Raw genomic sequence first — 19647 nt, 5'->3', positions numbered from 1 at the left:
GGGCGGGGCCGTGGCCCGGCGCAGCACGGGGTGCACGTCGCTCGCCGGGCCGGGCAGTGAGGGGGCAGGGCCGGTGGCGCGGCGCCGACGGGCGGCGGCTGCGTGGTAGCTGGCCATGACGAACCTCCTGTCGTCTGTGTGACGGCTCAGTGGCCGTATGTGTCCATCGTGAGGTATGCCACTGACAATCCGTCCTGACCTGGGCTTTTGTTTCGATCGTAGGTTCGGATGAGTCGATGGCGGGTGCCATCGCGCTCACCGCGGCCTCCGCGCGCCGCAAGCGGGTGTGGACCGGCTGCGCCCGGAGATGAGCCTGTGACAATCAGGGCCATGGAAAGCAGCAAGGCCGTGGCAAGCGGCAGTAGCCGGAGACGGACGACCCGGCAGAAGCTCTACGAGGCGGCCGTGACGCTCATCGCGGAGCAGGGCTTCTCGGCCACCACCGTGGACGAGATCGCCGAGCGCGCCGGCGTCGCGAAGGGCACGGTCTACTACAACTTCGCGAGCAAGTCCGTCCTCTTCGAAGAACTGCTCCGGCACGGTGTGGGACTGCTCACCGCCTCCCTTCGGGAAGCGGCCGAGAAGACCGCCCGGGACGGCGGCAGCAAGGTCGAAGCACTGGACGCGATGATCCGGGCGGGGCTCGTCTTCATCGACCGCTATCCGGCCTTCACCCAGCTGTATGTGGCGGAGCTGTGGCGCACGAACCGGGCCTGGCAGTCCACGCTGATGGTGGTCAGGCAGGAGGCCGTCGCGGTGGTCGAGGGAGTGCTGCGCGACGGCGTCGCGAGCGGCGAGCTGAGCGAAGAGATCGACATCCCCCTGACGGCGGCGGCCCTGGTGGGCATGGTGCTGGTCGCGGCCCTGGACTGGCAGGCCTTCCAGCCGGAGCGCTCCCTGGACGACGTCCACGCGGCTCTGTCACGGCTGCTTCAGGGGCGCGTGAGCGGATGCGGCTGACACACGGCCTGCACCCCTGAGACACAAGTGAGCGCCGGTCCGAAGCGGCCACGTCCCCCGTGGGCCGCGCCTGACCGGCGCCACTCTTGTTCCCCCGTACTTCCCCCGTGTTCCCCCGTACTTCCCCCGTGCGGTCTTCCCCCGGGTCCCCCCGTGCCTCGCTCCCGCCGACTCGTCGGCGGAAGGAGCGGCCAAGGGCGCGGGGTCCGTTCCGCCGCCCCGTGTCGGCGGTACCGGAGCCGCGCCCCTTTCCGTGTCTCCACTCTCTCGTTCACGCAGGTCGGAACCCATCCGCGCGCGTACTCATCTCACTCCCTAGGTACGAGTACTCAGCCGTGCGCACTCACCCCCAGAACGCACCGTTGCCGACTGGTTACGATCACGTCCGTTCCCGTACTCCCCCGGCCGCACTCCCCGGGCCAATCGCGGCCGACCACGCGCCGACCGCACGGCCGGCCGACCGCGGCGGCCGGGTTGTCGGTGGCGGCCGATAAAGTCCCTGGCATGGCACGGATTGCGGTGATCGGCGCCGGGATGGGCGCGCTGGCGGCCGCCGCCCGGCTGGCCGTCGCGGGCCACCGGGTGGCGGTGTACGAGCGCGCGGCGACGTACGGCGGGGCGGTGGGCGTCGTCGAGCGTGACGGCTTCGTCTTCGACACGGGCCCGGGGATGCTCCCGGTGCCCGCGGTCTACCGCGATCTGTTCGTCAAGACCGGCAAGGAGCCGCTGGAGCAGTGCGTCGACCTGGTCCAGGTGGACCCGGCCTCGCACCACGTCCTCGCCGACGGCACACAGATCTCGCTGCCCAACGCCTCGCGCGCGGGCGTCGTCTCGGCCCTGGACGCGGCCCTCGGGGCGGGTGCGGGCGAGCGGTGGGGTGACTTCCTGGTGCGGGCGCGCGAGGCCTGGGACCGCACGCGCCGACCGCTGCTCGAAGAGCCCCTGTGGCCCAACTGGCAGGTGCTCGCGGAGCGTGAGCCCTATCCGGCGGTCAGGCAGCGGCGCCTGCTGCGGACCCGGGCGGCGGCGACGCTTGCCGAGGTCGGGGCCTGGGAGCTGGGCGACCCGCGGCTCGCGGTCCTCCTGGAGAGCCACGCGCTCGCGCACGGCCTCGACCCGCGCGTCGCTCCACCCGCCGCGGCCGTGCTGCCGTACATGGAGCACGCCTTCGGGACGTGGTATGTGCGAGGCGGGATGCGGGAGTTGGCGCGGGCCGTGTACGAGCGGTGCCTGACCCGGAAGGTCGAGTTCCACTTCGATACGGCCGTCAGGCGGATCGTCGAGAAGGACGGCCGCGCGGCAGGCGTGGAGCTGGCCGACGGAACCGTCGCCGACGCGGACTTCGTGGTCGCGGGAGTCGCGCCCGCAGTGCTGGACCGACTGAGCTCCCACGCCGTGCTGCGTGGCGATGCCGAGGTGCCGCCGCAGCAGGGCCTGCCGAGCCGGCTGACGGTGCATCTGGCGCTGCGCGGCGGGCGACCGGGCGAGGTGGCCCACCGGACGGTGGTGCACGCGGCGGATCGCGAGGCGGAGCTGAATTGGTTGTTCGGCGAACGGCGCGGAGGCCCTGCTTCCCCGGGCGCCGCGCTCCCGGCCTCGCCCACCGTGACGGTGCTGCGCCCCGGCGATCCCGCGCTGGTGCCGGACGACGACCACGAAGCGGTGACGCTGGCTGTCACGGTTCCCTCGGGCCTGGAACCTGCCGAGAAGGACGTGCAGCGGATTCTCACCACCGCCGAGCGGGCGGTACCGGGCCTCCGTGACCGCCTCCTGTGGCACGAGGTCCGCACCCCGGCGGACATCGCGCGGGCGACGGGCGCGGACGGCGGTGCGGTGCCGGCCCCCGCACTGGCCGCCGCCGGCGGACGCCTGCTGCACCCGTCCAACAGCACTCGCGTGACAGGCCTGTTCACGGTCGGCGGCTGGGCTCACCCCGGCGGCGGACTGCCGCACGCGGGCATGTCGGGCGCGCTGGTCGCCGGCCTGATCGTGGAGGGACCGGACTTCCAGGGCTCACAGTGAGGCCCTGACGAACGCACAACCGGTCCTGAGACCCGGTACTGAGAACCGCGGCACTGCGGCACTGCTGCTCTCAGAACCGGTACTGGTCGCCGTACCCGTCGCCGTTGCCGTTCCCGTTGCCGTTCCCGTTGTCCTGGTACGGATACTGCTGCTCCGGCGGAAGTTCGCCGCCGTACGGGTCGTCGGTGGTGCGCTGCTGCGGAACCCAGACGCCGCCCGGCGGGGTCTCGCCGTAGGTGCCGGTGGCGTACTGGTCCTGGGTGTAACCCTGTTGCCCGTACTGCTGCTGCGCGGCGTCGTAGGAGGGGTCGTACGAAGCGCCGCCGTAGGTCGGCGCGCCGGTGTACGGGTCGGAGTAGGCGGCGTACTGCTGCTGACCGTTGTCGTAGCCGTACTGCTGCTGGTCGTAGCCGGAGTAGCCGTCGTATCCGTAGTTCTGGCCGGCGAAGTCCTGGGACTGGGCGGAGGTCGCGTAGGCCGGGTCGGTGGCCGCGGCGTAGGCGGCGTCGCTGTAGACGCCGTACTGGCCCGTGTCATCGGGCAGGGGCTGCGGTTCGTAGACGGCCGTCGACTCGGCGGCGGACGCGGCACGGTGCCCGAAGACGGAGTCCTCGTGCCCGTAGGGGTCGCCCTGCCCGAAGCTCTCCGCCTGGTACCCGCCGCTGTTCGCCGCCTGGAGGTCGGAGACCTCGAGCGTCGGGTCCTGGCGGTCCGGCTCGCCGCGGCGGCGCTTGCTGGGGCTCGGGCCCTTGCCCGGGCGGCCGGCGACGGCCCAGCCGGACGCGAAGCCGCTGCGGAACGACAGCGTGACGTACGTCTGCCCGACGGCGAAGGCGGCCGCGCCGAGGCCGATGACCACCACCGATGGAATCAGGACACCGATCACCACGCCGAGGAAGCCGGCGAAGGCCAGCAGCCGCCAGCGCAGCCGCGCCTTGTACTGCAGCAGCACCTCGCCGAGCAGCCACAACGCGACGATGCCGAACGCGATGTAGAGGACCGTCCAGCCCATGTACGCCCCTCTCCCAGTGGCCGCTACGCAGTGTGGCGTACGACGATGCGGCAGGTCTAGGCCTGCTGTGAGTGGTGCAGCCCCAGATTCTCGTAAATTTCCAGCGACGCGGTGGAGTTGTTCAGTGTAATGAAGTGCAGTCCGGGGACTCCCTCGGCCAGCAGCCTCGCGCAGAACTCCGTGGCGAACTCAATGCCAATGGAGCGTACAGCCGCCGGATCGTCTTTGGCTGTGAGGAGGCGCTCTTTCAGGGCGTCCGGGAACGAGGCGTTGCTGAGCTTCGGGAGCCGCTCCAGCATCTTCACACTGGTGACGGGCATGACCTCGGGGATGACCGGGGTCTCGCAGCCGGCCGCGTCGACTCGGTCACGCAGGCGCAGATACGACTCGGGGTGGAAGAACATCTGCGTGATCGCGTAGTCGGCGCCGGCCCGGCACTTGTCGACGAAGTGCACGACGTCCCGGTCCCAGTCGTCGGAGCGTGGGTGCATCTCGGGGAAGGCCGCGACACCGACGCAGAAGTCGCCGGCCTCCTTGATGAGCCGGACGAGATCGGCCGCGTAGGTCAGCCCCTGGGGGTGCGGGATCCAGTCGCCCATGGGGTCGCCGGGCGGGTCGCCGCGCACGGCGAGCATGTTCCGGATCCCGGCGTCCGCGTACTGGCCGATGATGTTGCGCAGTTCCGCGATCGAGTGGTTGACCGCGGTGAGGTGGGCGACCGGGGTCAGCGTCGTGTCGGCGACGATCTGCTCGGTCGCCTTCACCGTGCCCGCGCGGGTGGAACCGCCCGCGCCGTAGGTCACGGAGACGAAGCTGGGAGCGACGGCCTCGATCCTGCGGAGTGAGTTCCAGAGGTTCCGCTCGCCCTTCTCCGTCTTGGGAGCCCAGAACTCGAACGAATACGTCGTCTTGCCTGTCGCGAGCATGTCGCGCACGGTGCGTGCGCGGTCAGTCCTGGTGGAAGCAGATCCGAGGGCCATACCCGCAGGTTAGTCAGGGGCGGGCGGAGTCCCAACCAGAGGGGGAGAAATGGCTGCTTTGTCGGCTTGTTGTCCACTCCTCGGACAACCACGGCCCGAGCAAGCCCCGAGCGAGCCGCCGGCGACCGCCGAACATGGCAGTCGTCATGGACTTGCGTCATGGACTTGCGTCATGGACCTGTGCGACGCGATCGCGCCCCGCTCAGACCACCGAACGCAGCCGCTTCGCGAATTCCCGCGCGGCCGCCCCCGGATCGTCGGCCTCCGTGATCGCCCGTACCACGACGACGCGGCGGGCACCCGCGTCGAGCACCTCGTCCAGGTTGCCCAGGTCGATGCCGCCGATGGCGAACCAGGGGCGGTCGGCGCCGAGAGCGGCCGTGTACCGGACGAGATCCAGGCCCGGCGCGTGACGGCCCGGCTTGGTGGGCGTCGGCCAGCAGGGGCCCGTGCAGAAGTAGTCCACGCCGCCCTGAACAGCGGCGGCGGCCGCCTCCGGGTCGGCGTGCGTGGAGCGTCCGATCAGGATCTCGTCGCCGAGGATCTCGCGGGCCGCGGGGACGGGGAGGTCGCCCTGGCCCAGATGCAGCACGTCGGCGCCGACGGCGTGCGCGACGTCCGCGCGGTCGTTCACCGCGAGCAGTTTGCCGTGCCGCGCGCACGCCTCGGCGAAGACTCGCAGGTGCTCCAGCTCCTCGGCCGCCTCCATGCCCTTGTCGCGCAGCTGCACGATGTCGACACCACCCGCGAGGACCGCGTCGAGGAACTCCGCGAGGTCGCCCTGGCGCTTGCGGGCGTCCGTGCAGAGGTAGACCAGGGCGTCGGCGAGCTGCGCGCGCCGGGTGGTTTCGGGCATGCGGAATCCCCCGTTGTCGATGGCGTACGGGCCCTCCCGCACCGGGCACGGCCCGTACGCCGGACGGTGTGTTCAGGTCAGACGGCGAGCGCCTGGGCGCGGCGCTTCACCTCCGTGCCGCGATTCTCGCTCAGAGCCTGCGCGGGCGTGCCGGGCAGGGTCGGGTCGGGGGTGAAGAGCCATTCCAGCATCTCTTCGTCGGTGAAACCGTCGTCCTTGAGGAGCGTCAGGGTGCCGGACAAGCCCTTGACGACCTTGTCCCCGTCGATGAAGGCGGCGGGGACGTGCAGCGCGCGGTTCTCACCACGGCGCACGGCGATGAGCTGGCCCTCCTTGACCAGCTGCCGTACGCGGGTCACCTCGACGCCGAGCTTTTCGGCGATGTCGGGGAGGGTGAGCCAGGCGGGGACGAGAGCTTCGATCTTTGCGTCAATCTCGGTCACGGGACAAGCCTGCCATCCCGGACTGACACTCGGAAGCCGAACCCGTCCTGCCTGGGCCGTTCGCCGGACGCCGCGGGTTACGCCACCGCCGCTTTCAAGGGCCGCGAGGCGTCCGAGAGCAGATCCGGGTTCATCGGGACGCTCGCCTCGATCAGCTTGCGTCCCTGCGCCAGATCCCGCGGCCGGCCCACCGCTAGCACGGCGACCAGCCGGTTCTCCCTGAGCCAGCACACCGACCAGGCCGGCCCCGTCGGGTCGCCGCGCCAGACCGTGGCGTCCGCGCGCGCGTGGTGGCCCGCGTACTGCACGAAGCGGCCGAACTGCTCGGACCAGAAGTACGGGACGGGGTCGTACACCGCGGGTGTCTCGCCGATGATGTTCGCCGCGACCGTGCGGGGGCCCTGGAGGGCGTTGTCCCAGTGGTGGACCAGAAGGCGCTCGCCATACCTTCCCGAAGGGAAGGAGGCGCAGTCGCCGACCGCGTACACATCCGGGACGGACGTGCGCAGGTGGTGGTCCGCGACCACCTCGCGATGGGCGCCGAGCTCGATCCCGGACCCGGTCAGCCAGGCCGTGGCGGGCCGCGCCCCGATGCCGACGACGACGGCACCCGCGGGCAGCCGCGAGCCGTCGTCCAGCACCACCACGCCGGGCTCGATGCGCTCCACGCGCGCGTGGGTACGCAACGAGGCGCCGCTGTCCGCGTACCAGGCGGCCATGGGGGCGGCCACCTCGGCGGGCAGCGCGCCGGCGAGCGGTCGGTCGGCAGCCTCGACGACGGTCACCGCACACCCGGCCTCACGGGCCGCCGTGGCGAACTCGGCGCCGATCCAGCCCGCGCCCACGACGACGATGTCGTGCTGGCGGGCCAGTACGGGCCGCAGCCGCTCCGCGTCGTCCAGCGTGCGCAGGAGGTGGACACCGGGGATGCCCTCGGCGCCCGGCAGCCTCATCGGCTCGGCGCCGGTGGCAAGGACCAGGACCTCGTAGGGAACGGGCCCGGTGGCCGTGTCGAGCTCGTGGTCGCGGGGTCGTAGGCCGGTCACCTCCCGCCCCAGCCGCAGCTCGACGCCCAGCGCCTCGAAGTCGACGTCGAAGGCGGAGCCCTCGGCCTTGCCGAGCAGGACGGCCTTGGAGAGCGGCGGCCGATCGTACGGCTGATGCGGCTCCGCGCCGATCAGGGTCACGGTGCCGGTGAAACCCCGCTCGCGCAGGGCGACCGCGGTCTGCACCCCGGCCATGCCCGCGCCGACGATCACGACGCTGCGTCGCGCCGTCCGCCCCTGTTCCCGTGTCTGCTCGCTCACCTGATCACCATAGACAGCTGACGCTTTGTCAGTCAGTGGGCGCGATCAGTGACGTGTTGCACAGCCGTCAGTCACCGTCGGGGCCGCGTTCGACCTGTTCGACCACACTTGTCCCGCTGCCCGCCTGCGACTCCCACTCCCACGTCTCCTCCAGGCGCACGCGCCCGTCGGCCGACTCGACGACCTGGGACACGCAGTGCCCCGAGGAGGTCGTGCCGTCCCGCTTGAGCTGCACATAGCGAAAGTCGAGGCGGTCACCCCGACGGGTACCCACGAGGTGGCCGCGTACGACGTCGCCGCCCGTGTAGTCCGCCCAGATCTCGCCGTCCTTCTCGTGGTACGTGAAGCGCGTCCGGGTACCCACCTGACCTGGGGCCTGGTCCGCGACCGGGGCGAGTACGAGGCCGTCTAGAGACCGGGCCATGACAAAGGGCTCCCTTACTGAGGCGCTGGACCAAGAGCTAGGGTGGCCAACCTAGAGCACTCGCGGGAGTCCGGACGCACCGGGCTGAGAGGGAGGCTGGGACGGCCTCCGACCGTACGAACCTGATCCGGGTCATGCCGGCGAAGGGAGGGGCTGGACGCCCATGTCGCGTATTTCCAACGCATCGCACGCGCCGCACGCATCGCACACACCGCAGGCATCGCACACATCGCACGCGCCGTCAGGCACATCAGACGTCCTGGTCATCGGGGGCGGAATCATCGGTCTGGTGACGGCCTGGCGGGCCGCGCAACGCGGGTTCGCCACCACGATCGTGGACCCCGAACCGGGCGGCGGAGCGGCCCAGGTGGCGGCCGGGATGCTGGCCGCCGTCACCGAACTCCACTACGGCGAGCAGACCCTGCTCGGCCTCAACCTGGCCTCGGCCCGCCGCTATCCGGAGTTCGCCGCCGAGCTGACCGAGGCGACGGGCCACGACCTCGGCTACCGCCAGTGCGGCACGCTCGCCGTGGCACTCGACGCCGACGACCGCGCCCATCTGCGTGAACTGCACGCCCTGCAACGCCAGTCGGGCCTGGATTCGGAGTGGCTGAACGGGCGCGAATGCCGGCGCCTGGAGCCGATGCTCGCGCCGGGCGTGCGCGGAGGGCTCAGGGTCGACGGCGACCACCAGGTCGATCCGCGGCGGCTCGCCAAGGCGCTGGTCGTGGCGTGCGAGCGGGCCGGAGTGGTCTTCCACCGGGCCTGGGCCGGGCGGCTCAGCGTGGCAAGGGGCCGGGCGACGGGGATCGTCACCACCGACGGCACGGAGTTGGCCGCGGGCCAGGTCGTCCTCGCCGCGGGCAGCCTCAGCGGGCAGCTCGCGGGCGTACCGGACGACGTGCTGCCGCCGGTACGGCCGGTGAAGGGCCAGGTGCTGCGGCTGACCGTGCCGAAGCGGCACGCGCCGTTCCTGAGCCGGACCGTGCGCGCCGTCGTCCGGGGCAGCCATGTCTACCTGGTGCCGCGCGAGAGCGGCGAGCTGGTCATCGGCGCGACGAGTGAGGAACTGGGCTGGGACACGACGGTGACCGCGGGCGGCGTGTACGAACTGCTGCGTGACGCCCACGAGCTGGTCCCCGGGATCACAGAACTGCCGCTCACCGAGACCCGGGCGGGCCTGCGTCCGGGCTCCCCCGACAACGCGCCCATGCTCGGTCCGACGGAGCTGGACGGCCTGCTGCTGGCCACCGGCCATTTCCGCAACGGCGTGCTGCTCACACCCGTCACGGGCGACGCCATGGCGCACGTCCTGACCACCGGTGAACTCCCGGACGAGGCCGGTCCCTTCACTCCCAAGCGCTTCAGCACCGCCCTCACGGAGCAGCCCGCATGAACATCATCGTCAACGGTGAGCGGCAGGAGATCGCCGCGGACACCGCCCTCGACACGCTCGTCGCCGGTCTCACCACGGCCCCCTCCGGAGTCGCCGCCGCGCTCAACGAAACCGTCGTCCCGCGCGCGCAGTGGCCGAGCACGCCCCTCTCCGAGGGAGACCGCGTCGAGGTCCTCACCGCCGTCCAAGGAGGCTGACCCATGGCCGACGATCCCTTCCTCCTCGGCGGTACGTCGTTCACGTCCCGCCTCATCATGGGCACCGGCGGCGCGCCCAGCCTCGATGTGCTGGAGCGCTCGCTCGTCGCGTCCGGTACGGAGTTGACGACGGTCGCGATGCGCCGCGTCAACGCTTCGGTGCAGGGCTCGGTGCTCTCCGTGCTCGACCGGCTCGGCATCCGTGTGCTGCCGAACACGGCGGGCTGTTACACGGCCGGAGAGGCGGTCCTGACGGCCCGCCTCGCGCGCGAAGCCCTCGGCACCGACCTGATCAAGCTGGAGGTCATCGCCGACGAGCGCACGCTGCTGCCCGATCCCATCGAACTGCTCGACGCCGCGGAGACCTTGGTCGACGACGGTTTCACCGTGTTGCCGTACACGAACGACGACCCCGTTCTCGCACGGAAGCTCGAGGACGTCGGCTGCGCCGCGATCATGCCGCTCGGCTCGCCCATCGGCTCCGGGCTCGGGATCCGCAACCCGCACAACTTCCAGCTGATCGTGGAGCACGCGCGCGTCCCGGTCATTCTGGACGCCGGGGCCGGTACGGCGTCCGACGCCGCCCTCGCCATGGAGCTGGGGTGTGCGGGGGTGATGCTGGCCTCGGCGGTGACGCGGGCGCAGGAACCGGAGTTGATGGCCGCGGCGATGCGGCATGGGGTCGAGGCGGGGCGGTTGGCGCGGCTCGCGGGGCGTATTCCTCGGCGTCACTTCGCCGAGGCGTCCTCTCCCGCGGAGGGCGTGGCCCGCCTGGACCCGGAGCGGCCCGCCTTCTGACCACCGCGGGTGGATGGGGCGGGTTCGCTTTCGACTGCGGGCCCGTCGTGGCTGGTCGCGCGGTTCCCCGCGCTCCTGAAGGGGCGCGGCAGCGTCACAGGTCAGCTGCAGTCCCGCTCCGATCTCGACCGAACGGACGGGGCTGACAGTGTCGGCTCGTACACTCACCTGCGTGGATACGACCCTTCAGGACCCGTTGGTCGGGCAGGTGCTCGACGGCCGTTACCGCATCGACGCACGGGTCGCGGTCGGCGGGATGGCCACGGTCTACCGGGCTGTGGACACCCGCCTCGACCGCGTGCTCGCGCTCAAGGTGATGCATCCGACACTGGCCGCCGACGCCACGTTCGTCGACCGGTTCATCCGCGAGGCCAAGTCGGTGGCCCGGCTCGCGCACCCCAATGTGGTGCAGGTCTTCGACCAGGGCACGGACGGCGCGTACGTCTATCTCGCGATGGAGTACGTCGCCGGATGCACCCTCCGTGACGTGCTGCGCGAGCGCGGCGCGCTGCAGCCCCGGGCCGCGCTCGACATCCTGGAGCCGGTACTCGCCGCGCTCGGCGCCGCGCACCGCGCCGGGTTCGTACACCGCGACATGAAGCCGGAGAACGTCCTGATAGGGGACGACGGCCGCGTCAAGGTCGCGGACTTCGGACTCGTACGGGCCGTGGACACGGTCACCAACACGACCGGGGCCGTCCTCGGGACGGTGTCGTATCTCGCCCCGGAGCAGATCGAACACGGCACGGCCGATCCACGGGTCGACGTGTACGCGTGCGGAATCGTCCTCTACGAGATGCTGACCGGAGACCGGCCGCACTTGGGCGACTCACCCGCGCTGGTGCTCTACAAGCACCTCCACGAAGACGTCCCGCCGCCGTCGGCGGCGGTGCCCGGCATGGCCTACGCCCTGGACGAGCTGGTCGCGTCGGCGACCGCGCGCACCCCGGACGTACGCCCGCACGACGCGGTGGCGCTGCTCGCGCACGTCCGGGACGCGCGGAGCGGGCTGAGCGCCGCCCAGCTGGACGCCGTACCGCCGCAGGCCCTCGCCGTGGATCACGACAACGCCGAGGACCGTACGAGCGTGATCCCGCGCTCGCTGTCCGTGCCACGCCCGCTGCCCGTGAACGAGGACGACGGCGAGCACGGGGACGGGGGCGGGGGTGGGCGCGATCGCGCGGTTCACCACACGAGTCTCCTCGAACCGCCGCCGCCTTCCGCTCCATCACGCCGCCGCGCCCCCCGGCGCCCCCGGCGCGGGATGCTCGCGATCGTCGCCGCGGTGCTGCTGATCCTCGGTGTCGGCACGGGCGTCTGGTACATCAACTCCGGCCAGTTCACCAAGGTCCCGCCGGTGCTGACGATGACCGAGGCGAATGCGAAGCAGCGCCTCGCGAACGCCGGGCTCGATGTGAAGCAGATCAAGCGGGAGTACAGCGACACGGTCGAGCGCGGCACGGTCATCAGCAGCGACCCCAAGACGGGCGCCCGGATCCGCGACAACGACTCGGTGACGCTGACGATCTCCAGGGGCCCGGAGACCGTACGAGTACCGGATCTCAAGGGCTACAAGCTGAGCAAGGCCAAGGAGCGGCTGAAGAACGAGGGCCTGGCGGCAGGCATGATCACCAAGTCCTTCAGCGAGGACGTCCCCCGTGGCTCTGTGATCAGCACGGACCCGGGTGCGGGCACCGATCGCCGCGCCGGCTCGGCCATCGCGCTCACCGTCAGCCGGGGCAGCCCGGTGGACGTGCCCGACCTCAGGGGCGACGACCTCGCCGACGCGCGTCAGGAGCTGACGGACGCGGGCCTGAAGGTCAAGGTCGCCACCGAGCGGGTCAACTCCGAGTTCGACGCGGGCCAGGTCGCCGCGCAGACACCGGGTGACGGCCGCCAGGTGGCCACGGGCGACACCGTCACGCTGACGATCTCCAAGGGCCCGGAGATGGTCGAGGTCCCGGACGTCGTGGGTGACAAGGTCGACGACGCGAAGCGGGAGCTGGAGGACGCCGGCTTCCAGGTCAAGGAGGACCGCGGTCTGCTCGGGCTCTTCGGAGACACGGTCGAGGGCCAGTCGGTGGACGGCGGGGACACGGCACCGAAGGGCTCGACGATCACCATCGAGATCGGCTGACGTTCGCGTACCGGCGGCCGAGCGAGCGGAGCGGCCATCCGCCGCCGGACCGCCGGAGACCTCGTGACACCCTGAGCGGGTGAGCATTCAGCAGTCCCGCAACCCCGTCGGCGGCCACGTCCCCGTGGCCGGTGGCCTCGCCTCCGTAGGGCTCTCGTACGCGCGCGACCTGGCCGCCGAGACCGTTCAGGTCTTCGTCGCCAACCCGCGCGGCTGGGCGACACCGCCGGGGAACCCGCGTCAGGACGAGGAGTTCCGTGCGGCCTGCGCCGCCGGGGCGATCCCCGCCTACGTTCACGCGCCCTATCTGATCAACTTCGGCTCGCACACCGAGGCGACCGTCGAGAGGTCGGTGGAGTCGCTGCGGCACTCGCTCCGCCGCGGGCGCGAGATCGGAGCGCTGGGAGTCGTCGTGCACACCGGTTCGGCGACCGGCGGGCGGGAACGGGCGGTCGCGCTGAAGCAGGTACGCGCGTACATGCTGCCGCTGCTCGACGAGCTGACCCACGACGACGACCCGTACCTCCTGCTCGAGTCGACCGCCGGGCAGGGCGCCTCGCTCTGTTCCCGCACCTGGGACTTCGGGCCGTACTTCGAGGCCCTCGACGGCCACCCGAAGCTGGGCGTCTGCCTGGACACCTGCCACATCTTCGCGGCGGGTCATGACCTCACCGGGCCCTCAGGAATGCACCAGACCCTCGACCTGCTGGTGGAGACCGTCGGCGAGGGGCGTCTGAAGCTGATCCACGCCAATGACTCCAAGGACGTGGTCGGCGCCCACAAGGACCGCCACGAGAACATCGGCGCCGGCCACATCGGCGAGGACCCCTTCCGTGCCCTGATGACCCACCCCGCCACGGAGGGCGTACCGCTGATCATCGAGACGCCCGGCGGGAAGGAAGGGCACGCGATGGACGTGGAACGGCTCAAGAAGCTCCGCGACGCCTGACCCAGGCCGGAAGCTCCGAAGACCTCGCGTACCTCCGGCAGAACTCGTGTACCTCCGGCAGCGGGCACGCCTCTTGAGGGAATACCCCTAGGGGGTATATGGTTACCGCAGTGGCAGGAACCGCTACCGGGCCTTTGGGGGCTACTCATGCAGCACGACACGCACGACACGAATGCCGAGCACGCGCAGCACGGGAACACCCACGAGGGGCACGCGCACGACGCGCACGCACACGGCATGGGCAAGGTCAGCTGGTCCATGGCCGCACAGGCGACCCTCCACTGCCTCACCGGGTGCGCCATCGGCGAGGTGCTCGGCATGGTGATCGGCACCGCGCTGGGCTGGGGCAACATGCCGACGATGATCCTGGCGATCGTGCTGGCGTTCTTCTTCGGCTACTCGCTCACGCTGCGCGGCGTGCTCAAGGCCAACGTCGGACTGAAGGCCGCGATCCGGGTCGCCCTCGCCGCGGACACCCTCTCCATCACCGTGATGGAACTCATCGACAACGGCGTGATCGCCTTCTGGCCGGGTGCGATGGACGCCCATCTCGCGGACGCGATGTTCTGGTGGGTCCTGGCCATCGCACTGGCAGCCGCCTTCGTGATCACCCTGCCCGTGAACAAGTGGATGATCGGCCGCGGCAGGGGCCACGCGGTGGTGCACCAGTACCACCACTGACGCACGGGCACCGACGCGGGGGGAAGACGACAGGAATCAGAGCTCGGGGCCGTCCCCGGGCTCTTCCTGGTACGAGTAGCGCTGCTCACGCCAGGGATCGCCGAGGTTGTGATAGCCGCGCTCCTCCCAGAAGCCACGGCGGTCGGCGGTCATGTACTCAACGCCCCGGACCCACTTGGGACCCTTCCAGGCGTACAGATGGGGCACCACCAGGCGCAGCGGAAAACCGTGCTCCGCGGTGAGCAGCTCGCCGTCCTTGTGGGTGGCGAAGATCGTGCGCTCCGACGCGAAGTCGGCGAGGCGAAGGTTCGAGCTGAAGCCGTACTCGGCCCAGACCATCACATGGGTGACGCTGGGCGCGGGCGGCGCGATCTCCAGGATCGTACGGGCCGGAATGCCGCCCCACTCGGCGCCGACCATGCTGAACTTCGTCACGCAGTGCAGATCGGCCACGACCGTGGCGTACGGCAGGGCCGAGAACTCCTCATGGTTCCAGCAGTGCTTCTCGCCGTCGGCGGTCGCGCCGAAGACCCTGAATTCCCAGCGCTCGGGGCGGAACTTGGGTACGGGTCCGTAGTGCGTGACCGGCCAGCCGCGTTGCAGTCGCTGTCCTGGCGGAAGCTGTGACTGTGCCGCGTCTCCAGATTCGCGCTCCACCGGCTGCCCCATACCTCCATCCTGACAGACCAATGACGGTGCAGATGACCAGGCCTGTCCCGATTCGGGCAACTCCTACTAAGCCTGCACTTACTGGACCAGCCCTCGGCGCCGATGCAATCATGCGCGGCATCCTGCCAGTCCCCCCGCTTGGAAGGAGCCTTTGCGATGCAGGGCGACCCCGAGGTCATTGAATTCCTCAACGAGCAGCTGACCGCCGAGCTCACCGCGATCAACCAGTACTTCCTGCACGCGAAGATGCAGGAGAACTTCGGCTGGACCAAGCTCGCGAAGTACACGCGGGCCGAGTCCTTCGACGAGATGAAGCACGCGGAGGTGCTCACCGACCGGATTCTCTTCCTGGAGGGCCTGCCGAACTACCAGCGGCTCTTCCATGTCCGGGTCGGGCAGACGGTCACGGAGATGTTCCAGGCGGACCGGCAGGTCGAGGTCGAGGCGATCGACCGCCTCAGGCGCGGGATCGAGGTGATGCGGAACAAGGGCGACATCACGTCCGCGAACATCTTCGAGTCGATCCTCGCGGACGAGGAGCATCACATCGACTATCTGGACACCCAGCTGGAGCTGGTGGAGAAGCTCGGCGAGGCGCTCTACATCGCCCAGCTCATCGAGCAGCCCGACAGCTGAGCGGCGATCTCCGAGCCGGTGATCTCCGAGCGGTGATCTTCGAGCCGCGGCCCAGGGGCGGCAGGAGCGGGAGCGGGACTAGGCCGCTTCGCGCAGCGCCTCGTCCAGCTCGGCGGCCTCCGCGATCTCCGAAACCTCCGCGACCCCGGTCAGAACAGGCATGCCCTGGTCGGCCGGCTCACGGCGGGGGCAGGCGGACCGGCCCAGCAGCGCCTGAATACGCCGGACGCAGGAGCCGCAGTCGGTGCCCGCCTTGCAGGCCGACGCGATCTGGCGGGGAGTGCAGGCGCCGTCCGCCGCGTGCTTCTTCACCTGCGCCTCGGTGACCCCGAAGCAGTTGCAGACGTACACGCGGTTCACCTCCTGGGCGGAATTCGTAGGCGCCATCCCGACTTTTCGGTGAGGCTAACCTAACCTTACCCGCCGCGGGAAGGCCGCAAAAGGGCGAGGGGCGCGGATCGTATGTGATCCGCGCCCCACCGCTTGCTTCTGTGCAACCACCGGCGAACACCGGTCCGCCACTGGCGGCGCTACTGGCGGCGCTACTGGTCGCGGTACATCTCCGCCACCAGGAACGCCAGGTCCAGGGACTGGCTGCGGTTCAGGCGCGGGTCGCAGGCCGTCTCGTAGCGCTGGTGCAGGTCGTCGACGAAGATCTCGTCGCCGCCGCCCACGCACTCGGTGACGTCGTCACCGGTGAGCTCGACGTGGATGCCGCCCGGGTGGGTGCCCAGCTCCTTGTGGACCTCGAAGAAGCCCTTCACCTCGTCCAGCACGTCGTCGAAGCGGCGGGTCTTGTGACCCGAGGCCGCCTCGAAGGTGTTGCCGTGCATCGGGTCCGTGACCCAGGCCACCGTGGCACCCGAGGCGGTGACCTTCTCGACCAGCTCGGGCAGCTTGTCGCGGACCTTGTCTGCGCCCATGCGGACGATGAAGGTCAGCCGGCCCGGCTCACGGTCGGGGTCGAGACGCTCGACGTACTCCAGCGCGTCCTCGGCCGTCGTCGTCGGGCCAAGCTTGATCCCTATCGGGTTGCGGATCTTCGAGGCGAACTCGATGTGCGCGTGGTCCAGCTGCCGGGTGCGCTCACCGATCCACACCATGTGCGCCGAGACGTCGTACAGCTGCCCGGTGCGCGAGTCGACGCGGGTCAGCGCCGACTCGTAGTCGAGCAGCAGCGCCTCGTGCGAGGAGTAGAACTCGACGGTCTTGAACTCCTCCGGGTCGGCCCCGCAGGCGTGCATGAAGTTCAGCGCCTGGTCGATCTCGCGAGCCAGCTGCTCGTAGCGCTGCCCGGACGGGGACGACTTCACGAAGTCCTGGTTCCAGGCGTGCACCTGACGCAGGTCGGCGTAGCCGCCGGTGGTGAAGGCACGGACCAGGTTCAGCGTGGAGGCGGAGGCGTGGTACATCCGCTTCAGCCGCTCGGGGTCCGGCACCCGGGCCGCCTCGGTGAACTCGAAGCCGTTGACGGAGTCGCCGCGGTACGTCGGCAGCGTCACGCCGTCGCGGGTCTCGGTCCCCTTGGAGCGCGGCTTGGAGTACTGGCCGGCGATGCGGCCCACCTTCACGACCGGCACGGAGGCCGCGTACGTGAGGACGGCGCCCATCTGGAGCAGGGTCTTGAGCTTGTTGCGGATGTGGTCGGCCGACACGCCGTCGAAGGCCTCGGCGCAGTCGCCGCCCTGCAGCAGGAACGCCTCGCCCTTGGCGACGGCTCCCATCCGGGCGCGCAGCTGGTCGCACTCGCCCGCGAAGACGAGCGGCGGATACGACTCGAGGTCCGCGATCACTGCGCGCAGAGCCTCGGTGTCGGGGTACTCGGGCTGCTGCGCCGCGGGCAGGTCTCGCCAGGTGTTGCCAGCGCTCGCGCTGGACTTAGCGTTCACGGTCACGTCGTCCACATTACGGGGTCATGTCGGGCGTCCAGCCGTCTGCTCATCAATTGAGACAGCCGACGCTCGACCGGAGCGGCAGGTTCCGGAGCACGCCCCCGAGAAGCCCTGCGCAGCGGGCGGGGCATGGGGTAGGGTGCGGCGCATGTTCGCGCACAGCAACCAGACCTGGTGGTGGACCGCTCGTCCGGCGGCCCACTGACTGCGCGTATCCAGACATCGCGAAGGCCGCCCGAGGGGCGGCCTTCACTGTTTCCACCAGCAGGTTTCCGAACCAGCCGGACACGGGCCGTTCCTCCCTCCCACGAAGGAAGGAACCCCATGCTCATCGCTCAGCTCCTGGCCGATCACCGGCCCTTCGCCCTGCTGCGCCGCCGTACCCCCGGCCACGACCACCACACCGTCGAAGTCCTGGTCGGCCCGGTCACCCCGTACGAACGGCTCGCCGACATCCCCGACGAGGGCCTGGCCCTCATCCCCTTCCGCCAGATCCGCGAGCGCGGCTTCGACGTCCGCGACGACGGCACGCCCCTCGCCGTACTGACCGCCGAGGAGCGGTACGAACTCCCGCTGGAACAAGCCCTGTCGGAGCTGCCGTCGCACGAAGTGCGCGTCGAGGGCGGGGCTTTCGACGTCACCGACGACAGATACGCGGAGATCGTCGGGCGCGTCCTGAGCGAGGAGATCGGCGAGGGCGAGGGCGCGAACTTCGTCATCCGGCGGACGTACGAGGGCGACATCCCGGGGTTCGGCAGGGCCGACGCGCTCGCCCTGTTCCGCCGGCTGCTCGTCGGCGAGCGGGGGGCCTACTGGACCTTCGTGGTGCACACAGGAGAGCGGACGCTCGTCGGGGCCAGCCCTGAGGTGCACGTCCGGATGTCCGGCGGGACGGTCGTGATGAACCCCATCAGCGGGACGTATCGCTATCCGGCCGAGGGGCCGACCCCCGAGGACCTGCTGGACTTCCTCGCCGACGGCAAGGAGATCGAGGAGCTCTCCATGGTCGTCGACGAGGAGCTCAAGATGATGTGCACCGTCGGCGACATGGGCGGGGTCGTCATCGGGCCGCGGCTGAAGGAGATGGCCCACCTCGCCCACACGGAATACGAGTTGCGGGGCCGCTCCTCGCTCGACGTGCGCGACGTCCTGCGCGAGACCATGTTCGCGGCGACCGTGACCGGGTCGCCCGTGCAGAACGCGTGCCGGGTGATCGAGCGGTACGAACCCCTCGGGCGGGACGGTGTTGGGCGCGGGTACTACGCGGGGGCGCTGGCGCTCCTCGGCCGGGACACGGGCGGGGCGCAGACACTGGACTCCCCCATCCTGATCCGTACCGCCGACATTGACGCGAGCGGCCGCCTGAAGGTGCCGGTGGGCGCCACGCTGGTACGGGGATCGGTTCCCGAGAGCGAGGTCGCCGAGACGCACGCCAAGGCGGCGGGGGTGCTGGCCGCGCTGGGGGTACGTCCTGGCCGCCAGGACACGGACGGCGTTCGGCCGAGGCTGGCGGACGACCCGCGGGTGCGGGCGGCGCTCGACGGGCGCCGTGCCTCGCTCGCGCCGTTCTGGCTGCGGATGCAGGAGCGGGCGGCCGAGTTGGAGGGGCATGCCCTGGTCGTCGACGGCGAGGACACCTTCACCGCGATGTTGGCGCATGTGCTGCGCTCGTCGGGGCTGGAGGTGACCGTGCGGCGGTACGACGCTCCGGGGCTGCGGGAGGCCGTCCTCGCGCACGAGGGGCCGCTGATCCTCGGCCCCGGTCCGGGCGATCCCTCGGACACGACCGATCCCAAGATGGCCTTCCTGCGCGGTCTCGCCGCCGAGGTGATCCGCGGGCACCGTCACCAAGTGCTCGGCGTCTGCCTCGGTCATGAGCTGATCGCGGCAGAGCTGGGCCTGGAGATCGTACGGAAGGACGTCCCGTACCAGGGTGCCCAGACGGACATCGACCTCTTCGGGCGGACGGAGACCGTCGGCTTCTACAACAGCTTCGTGGCGTACTGCGACGACGAGACCGCGACGGGGCTGGCCGCCCGTGACGTGGAGGTGAGCCGCAGCGGCGCCGGGGAGGTGCATGCGCTGCGCGGGCCCGGGTTCGCCGGCGTCCAGTTCCACCCGGAGTCGGTGCTGAGTCTCAACGGCGCGGCTGTCGTACGGGAGTTGATCGGCGGGTTGCGGGGCGCCGACACGTTCCGGCCCGCCGTGTAGTGGGGGATGTTCTTCGCCCCCGCCGCCCCTACCCTCCCCCAAGCTCTCGGCTTCGCTCGAGCAGGGGGGACCCCCAT

The 19647-nt window shown here is 70.6% G+C and carries 20 protein-coding genes, 1 pseudogene and 1 riboswitch; of the genes and pseudogenes, 11 read left to right on the top strand and 10 right to left on the bottom strand.

Features of this window, described 5'->3' with window-relative positions; translation table 11 throughout:
- Positions 1–150, bottom strand: a pseudogene (locus FE633_RS49910) (SAV_6107 family HEPN domain-containing protein); the annotation flags it as partial.
- Between the two features lie 180 nt (positions 151–330).
- Between FE633_RS49910 and FE633_RS37050 the strand changes: the two are divergent.
- A complete protein-coding gene (locus tag FE633_RS37050) occupies positions 331–960 on the top strand; it encodes a TetR/AcrR family transcriptional regulator (protein ID WP_138049550.1) in 630 nt (209 codons plus the stop codon).
- A gap of 504 nt (positions 961–1464) precedes the next feature.
- Entirely contained in the window at positions 1465–2982 is a 1518-nt protein-coding gene (locus FE633_RS37045) for a phytoene desaturase family protein (protein ID WP_138049549.1), read from the top strand.
- Between the two features lie 70 nt (positions 2983–3052).
- Here FE633_RS37045 and FE633_RS37040 read toward each other — a convergent pair whose 3' ends face one another.
- The 6 genes from FE633_RS37040 to FE633_RS37015 form a co-directional block, all read right to left on the bottom strand.
- Positions 3053–3994, bottom strand: a complete 942-nt coding sequence (locus FE633_RS37040) for an SCO2102 family sporulation regulator (RefSeq protein WP_138049548.1) — start codon at positions 3992–3994, stop codon at positions 3053–3055.
- Between the two features lie 56 nt (positions 3995–4050).
- Positions 4051–4974, bottom strand: coding sequence for a methylenetetrahydrofolate reductase [NAD(P)H] (metF, locus tag FE633_RS37035; protein WP_138049547.1), 924 nt, complete (start codon positions 4972–4974; stop codon positions 4051–4053).
- 202 nt (positions 4975–5176) lie between these two features.
- Positions 5177–5830: a thiamine phosphate synthase gene (gene thiE, locus FE633_RS37030; RefSeq protein ID WP_138049546.1), complete on the bottom strand. Its 654-nt coding sequence runs from the start codon at positions 5828–5830 to the stop codon at positions 5177–5179.
- A 77-nt stretch (positions 5831–5907) separates the two neighbouring features.
- Positions 5908–6273, bottom strand: coding sequence for an Rv2175c family DNA-binding protein (locus FE633_RS37025; protein ID WP_138049545.1), 366 nt, complete (start codon positions 6271–6273; stop codon positions 5908–5910).
- 77 nt (positions 6274–6350) lie between these two features.
- Entirely contained in the window at positions 6351–7580 is a 1230-nt protein-coding gene (locus FE633_RS37020; RefSeq protein ID WP_138049544.1) for an NAD(P)/FAD-dependent oxidoreductase, read from the bottom strand.
- Positions 7581–7647: 67 nt separating this feature from the next.
- Positions 7648–8004, bottom strand: a complete 357-nt coding sequence (locus FE633_RS37015) for an avidin-fold protein (RefSeq protein ID WP_138049543.1) — start codon at positions 8002–8004, stop codon at positions 7648–7650.
- A 52-nt stretch (positions 8005–8056) separates the two neighbouring features.
- Positions 8057–8170: riboswitch (TPP riboswitch) on the top strand.
- On the opposite strand from FE633_RS37015, the gene thiO reads away from it, so the two are divergent.
- The 6 genes from thiO to FE633_RS36985 all read left to right on the top strand — a co-directional run bounded on the left by thiO (position 8168) and on the right by FE633_RS36985 (position 14162).
- A complete protein-coding gene (gene thiO / locus FE633_RS37010) occupies positions 8168–9400 on the top strand; it encodes a glycine oxidase ThiO (RefSeq protein WP_425473278.1) in 1233 nt (410 codons plus the stop codon). Its footprint overlaps the riboswitch before it by 3 nt.
- Positions 9397–9597 carry a sulfur carrier protein ThiS gene (gene thiS, locus FE633_RS37005; protein ID WP_138049542.1) on the top strand — a complete coding sequence of 67 codons (201 nt, stop codon included), beginning with the start codon at positions 9397–9399 and terminating at the stop codon, positions 9595–9597. The genes thiO and thiS overlap by 4 nt, the downstream gene beginning before the upstream one ends.
- 3 nt (positions 9598–9600) lie before the next feature.
- On the top strand, positions 9601–10395 hold the full coding sequence (locus FE633_RS37000) for a thiazole synthase (protein WP_138049541.1): 795 nt from the start codon (positions 9601–9603) through the stop codon (positions 10393–10395).
- A gap of 172 nt (positions 10396–10567) precedes the next feature.
- Positions 10568–12532, top strand: coding sequence for a Stk1 family PASTA domain-containing Ser/Thr kinase (gene pknB, locus FE633_RS36995; RefSeq protein ID WP_171060280.1), 1965 nt, complete (start codon positions 10568–10570; stop codon positions 12530–12532).
- 79 nt (positions 12533–12611) lie between these two features.
- Complete coding sequence (locus tag FE633_RS36990; protein ID WP_138049539.1) at positions 12612–13481, top strand: deoxyribonuclease IV; 870 nt, start codon at positions 12612–12614, stop codon at positions 13479–13481.
- Positions 13482–13628: 147 nt separating this feature from the next.
- A complete protein-coding gene (locus FE633_RS36985; protein WP_138049538.1) occupies positions 13629–14162 on the top strand; it encodes a DUF4396 domain-containing protein in 534 nt (177 codons plus the stop codon).
- A 36-nt stretch (positions 14163–14198) separates the two neighbouring features.
- On the opposite strand, the gene FE633_RS36980 is transcribed toward FE633_RS36985, so the two are convergent.
- Entirely contained in the window at positions 14199–14831 is a 633-nt protein-coding gene (locus FE633_RS36980; protein WP_138049537.1) for a sulfite oxidase-like oxidoreductase, read from the bottom strand.
- Between the two features lie 156 nt (positions 14832–14987).
- Here FE633_RS36980 and bfr point away from each other — a divergent pair, with 156 nt between their 5' ends.
- Positions 14988–15467, top strand: a complete 480-nt coding sequence (gene bfr, locus FE633_RS36975; RefSeq protein WP_138049536.1) for a bacterioferritin — start codon at positions 14988–14990, stop codon at positions 15465–15467.
- A 78-nt stretch (positions 15468–15545) separates the two neighbouring features.
- Here the strand turns inward: bfr and FE633_RS36970 are convergent, their stop codons facing one another.
- Together FE633_RS36970 and FE633_RS36965 are read right to left on the bottom strand one after the other, a co-directional pair.
- Positions 15546–15854, bottom strand: a complete 309-nt coding sequence (locus FE633_RS36970) for a (2Fe-2S)-binding protein (protein WP_138049535.1) — start codon at positions 15852–15854, stop codon at positions 15546–15548.
- Positions 15855–16009: 155 nt separating this feature from the next.
- Complete coding sequence (locus FE633_RS36965) at positions 16010–17362, bottom strand: class II 3-deoxy-7-phosphoheptulonate synthase (protein WP_119102979.1); 1353 nt, start codon at positions 17360–17362, stop codon at positions 16010–16012.
- Positions 17363–17507: 145 nt separating this feature from the next.
- Here FE633_RS36965 and FE633_RS49905 point away from each other — a divergent pair, with 145 nt between their 5' ends.
- Entirely contained in the window at positions 17508–17564 is a 57-nt protein-coding gene (locus tag FE633_RS49905; RefSeq protein WP_360166934.1) for a trp operon leader peptide, read from the top strand.
- A 119-nt stretch (positions 17565–17683) separates the two neighbouring features.
- On the top strand, positions 17684–19570 hold the full coding sequence (locus FE633_RS36955; protein ID WP_138049533.1) for an anthranilate synthase family protein: 1887 nt from the start codon (positions 17684–17686) through the stop codon (positions 19568–19570).
- Positions 19571–19647: the final 77 nt, after the last annotated feature.

Origin of the sequence: Streptomyces montanus (assembly GCF_005786655.1) — a bacterium.
GTDB classification, from domain to species: domain Bacteria; phylum Actinomycetota; class Actinomycetes; order Streptomycetales; family Streptomycetaceae; genus Streptomyces; species Streptomyces sporangiiformans.
This window is presented reverse-complemented; position numbering and strand designations above follow the sequence as displayed.

What these genes read in the sequence shown, in the direction of transcription:
- FE633_RS37050 (WP_138049550.1), top strand. Translation starts at nt 331, where the DNA reads ATGGAAAGCAGCAAGGCCGTGGCAAGCGGCAGTAGCCGGAGACGGACG.
- FE633_RS37045 (WP_138049549.1), top strand. Translation starts at nt 1,465, where the DNA reads ATGGCACGGATTGCGGTGATCGGCGCCGGGATGGGCGCGCTGGCGGCC.
- FE633_RS37040 (WP_138049548.1), bottom strand. Translation starts at nt 3,994, where the DNA reads ATGGGCTGGACGGTCCTCTACATCGCGTTCGGCATCGTCGCGTTGTGG.
- metF (WP_138049547.1), bottom strand. Translation starts at nt 4,974, where the DNA reads ATGGCCCTCGGATCTGCTTCCACCAGGACTGACCGCGCACGCACCGTG.
- thiE (WP_138049546.1), bottom strand. Translation starts at nt 5,830, where the DNA reads ATGCCCGAAACCACCCGGCGCGCGCAGCTCGCCGACGCCCTGGTCTAC.
- FE633_RS37015 (WP_138049543.1), bottom strand. Translation starts at nt 8,004, where the DNA reads ATGGCCCGGTCTCTAGACGGCCTCGTACTCGCCCCGGTCGCGGACCAG.
- thiO (WP_425473278.1), top strand. Translation starts at nt 8,168, where the DNA reads ATGTCGCGTATTTCCAACGCATCGCACGCGCCGCACGCATCGCACACA.
- thiS (WP_138049542.1), top strand. Translation starts at nt 9,397, where the DNA reads ATGAACATCATCGTCAACGGTGAGCGGCAGGAGATCGCCGCGGACACC.
- FE633_RS37000 (WP_138049541.1), top strand. Translation starts at nt 9,601, where the DNA reads ATGGCCGACGATCCCTTCCTCCTCGGCGGTACGTCGTTCACGTCCCGC.
- FE633_RS36985 (WP_138049538.1), top strand. Translation starts at nt 13,629, where the DNA reads ATGCAGCACGACACGCACGACACGAATGCCGAGCACGCGCAGCACGGG.
- FE633_RS36980 (WP_138049537.1), bottom strand. Translation starts at nt 14,831, where the DNA reads ATGGGGCAGCCGGTGGAGCGCGAATCTGGAGACGCGGCACAGTCACAG.
- bfr (WP_138049536.1), top strand. Translation starts at nt 14,988, where the DNA reads ATGCAGGGCGACCCCGAGGTCATTGAATTCCTCAACGAGCAGCTGACC.
- FE633_RS36970 (WP_138049535.1), bottom strand. Translation starts at nt 15,854, where the DNA reads ATGGCGCCTACGAATTCCGCCCAGGAGGTGAACCGCGTGTACGTCTGC.
- FE633_RS36955 (WP_138049533.1), top strand. Translation starts at nt 17,684, where the DNA reads ATGCTCATCGCTCAGCTCCTGGCCGATCACCGGCCCTTCGCCCTGCTG.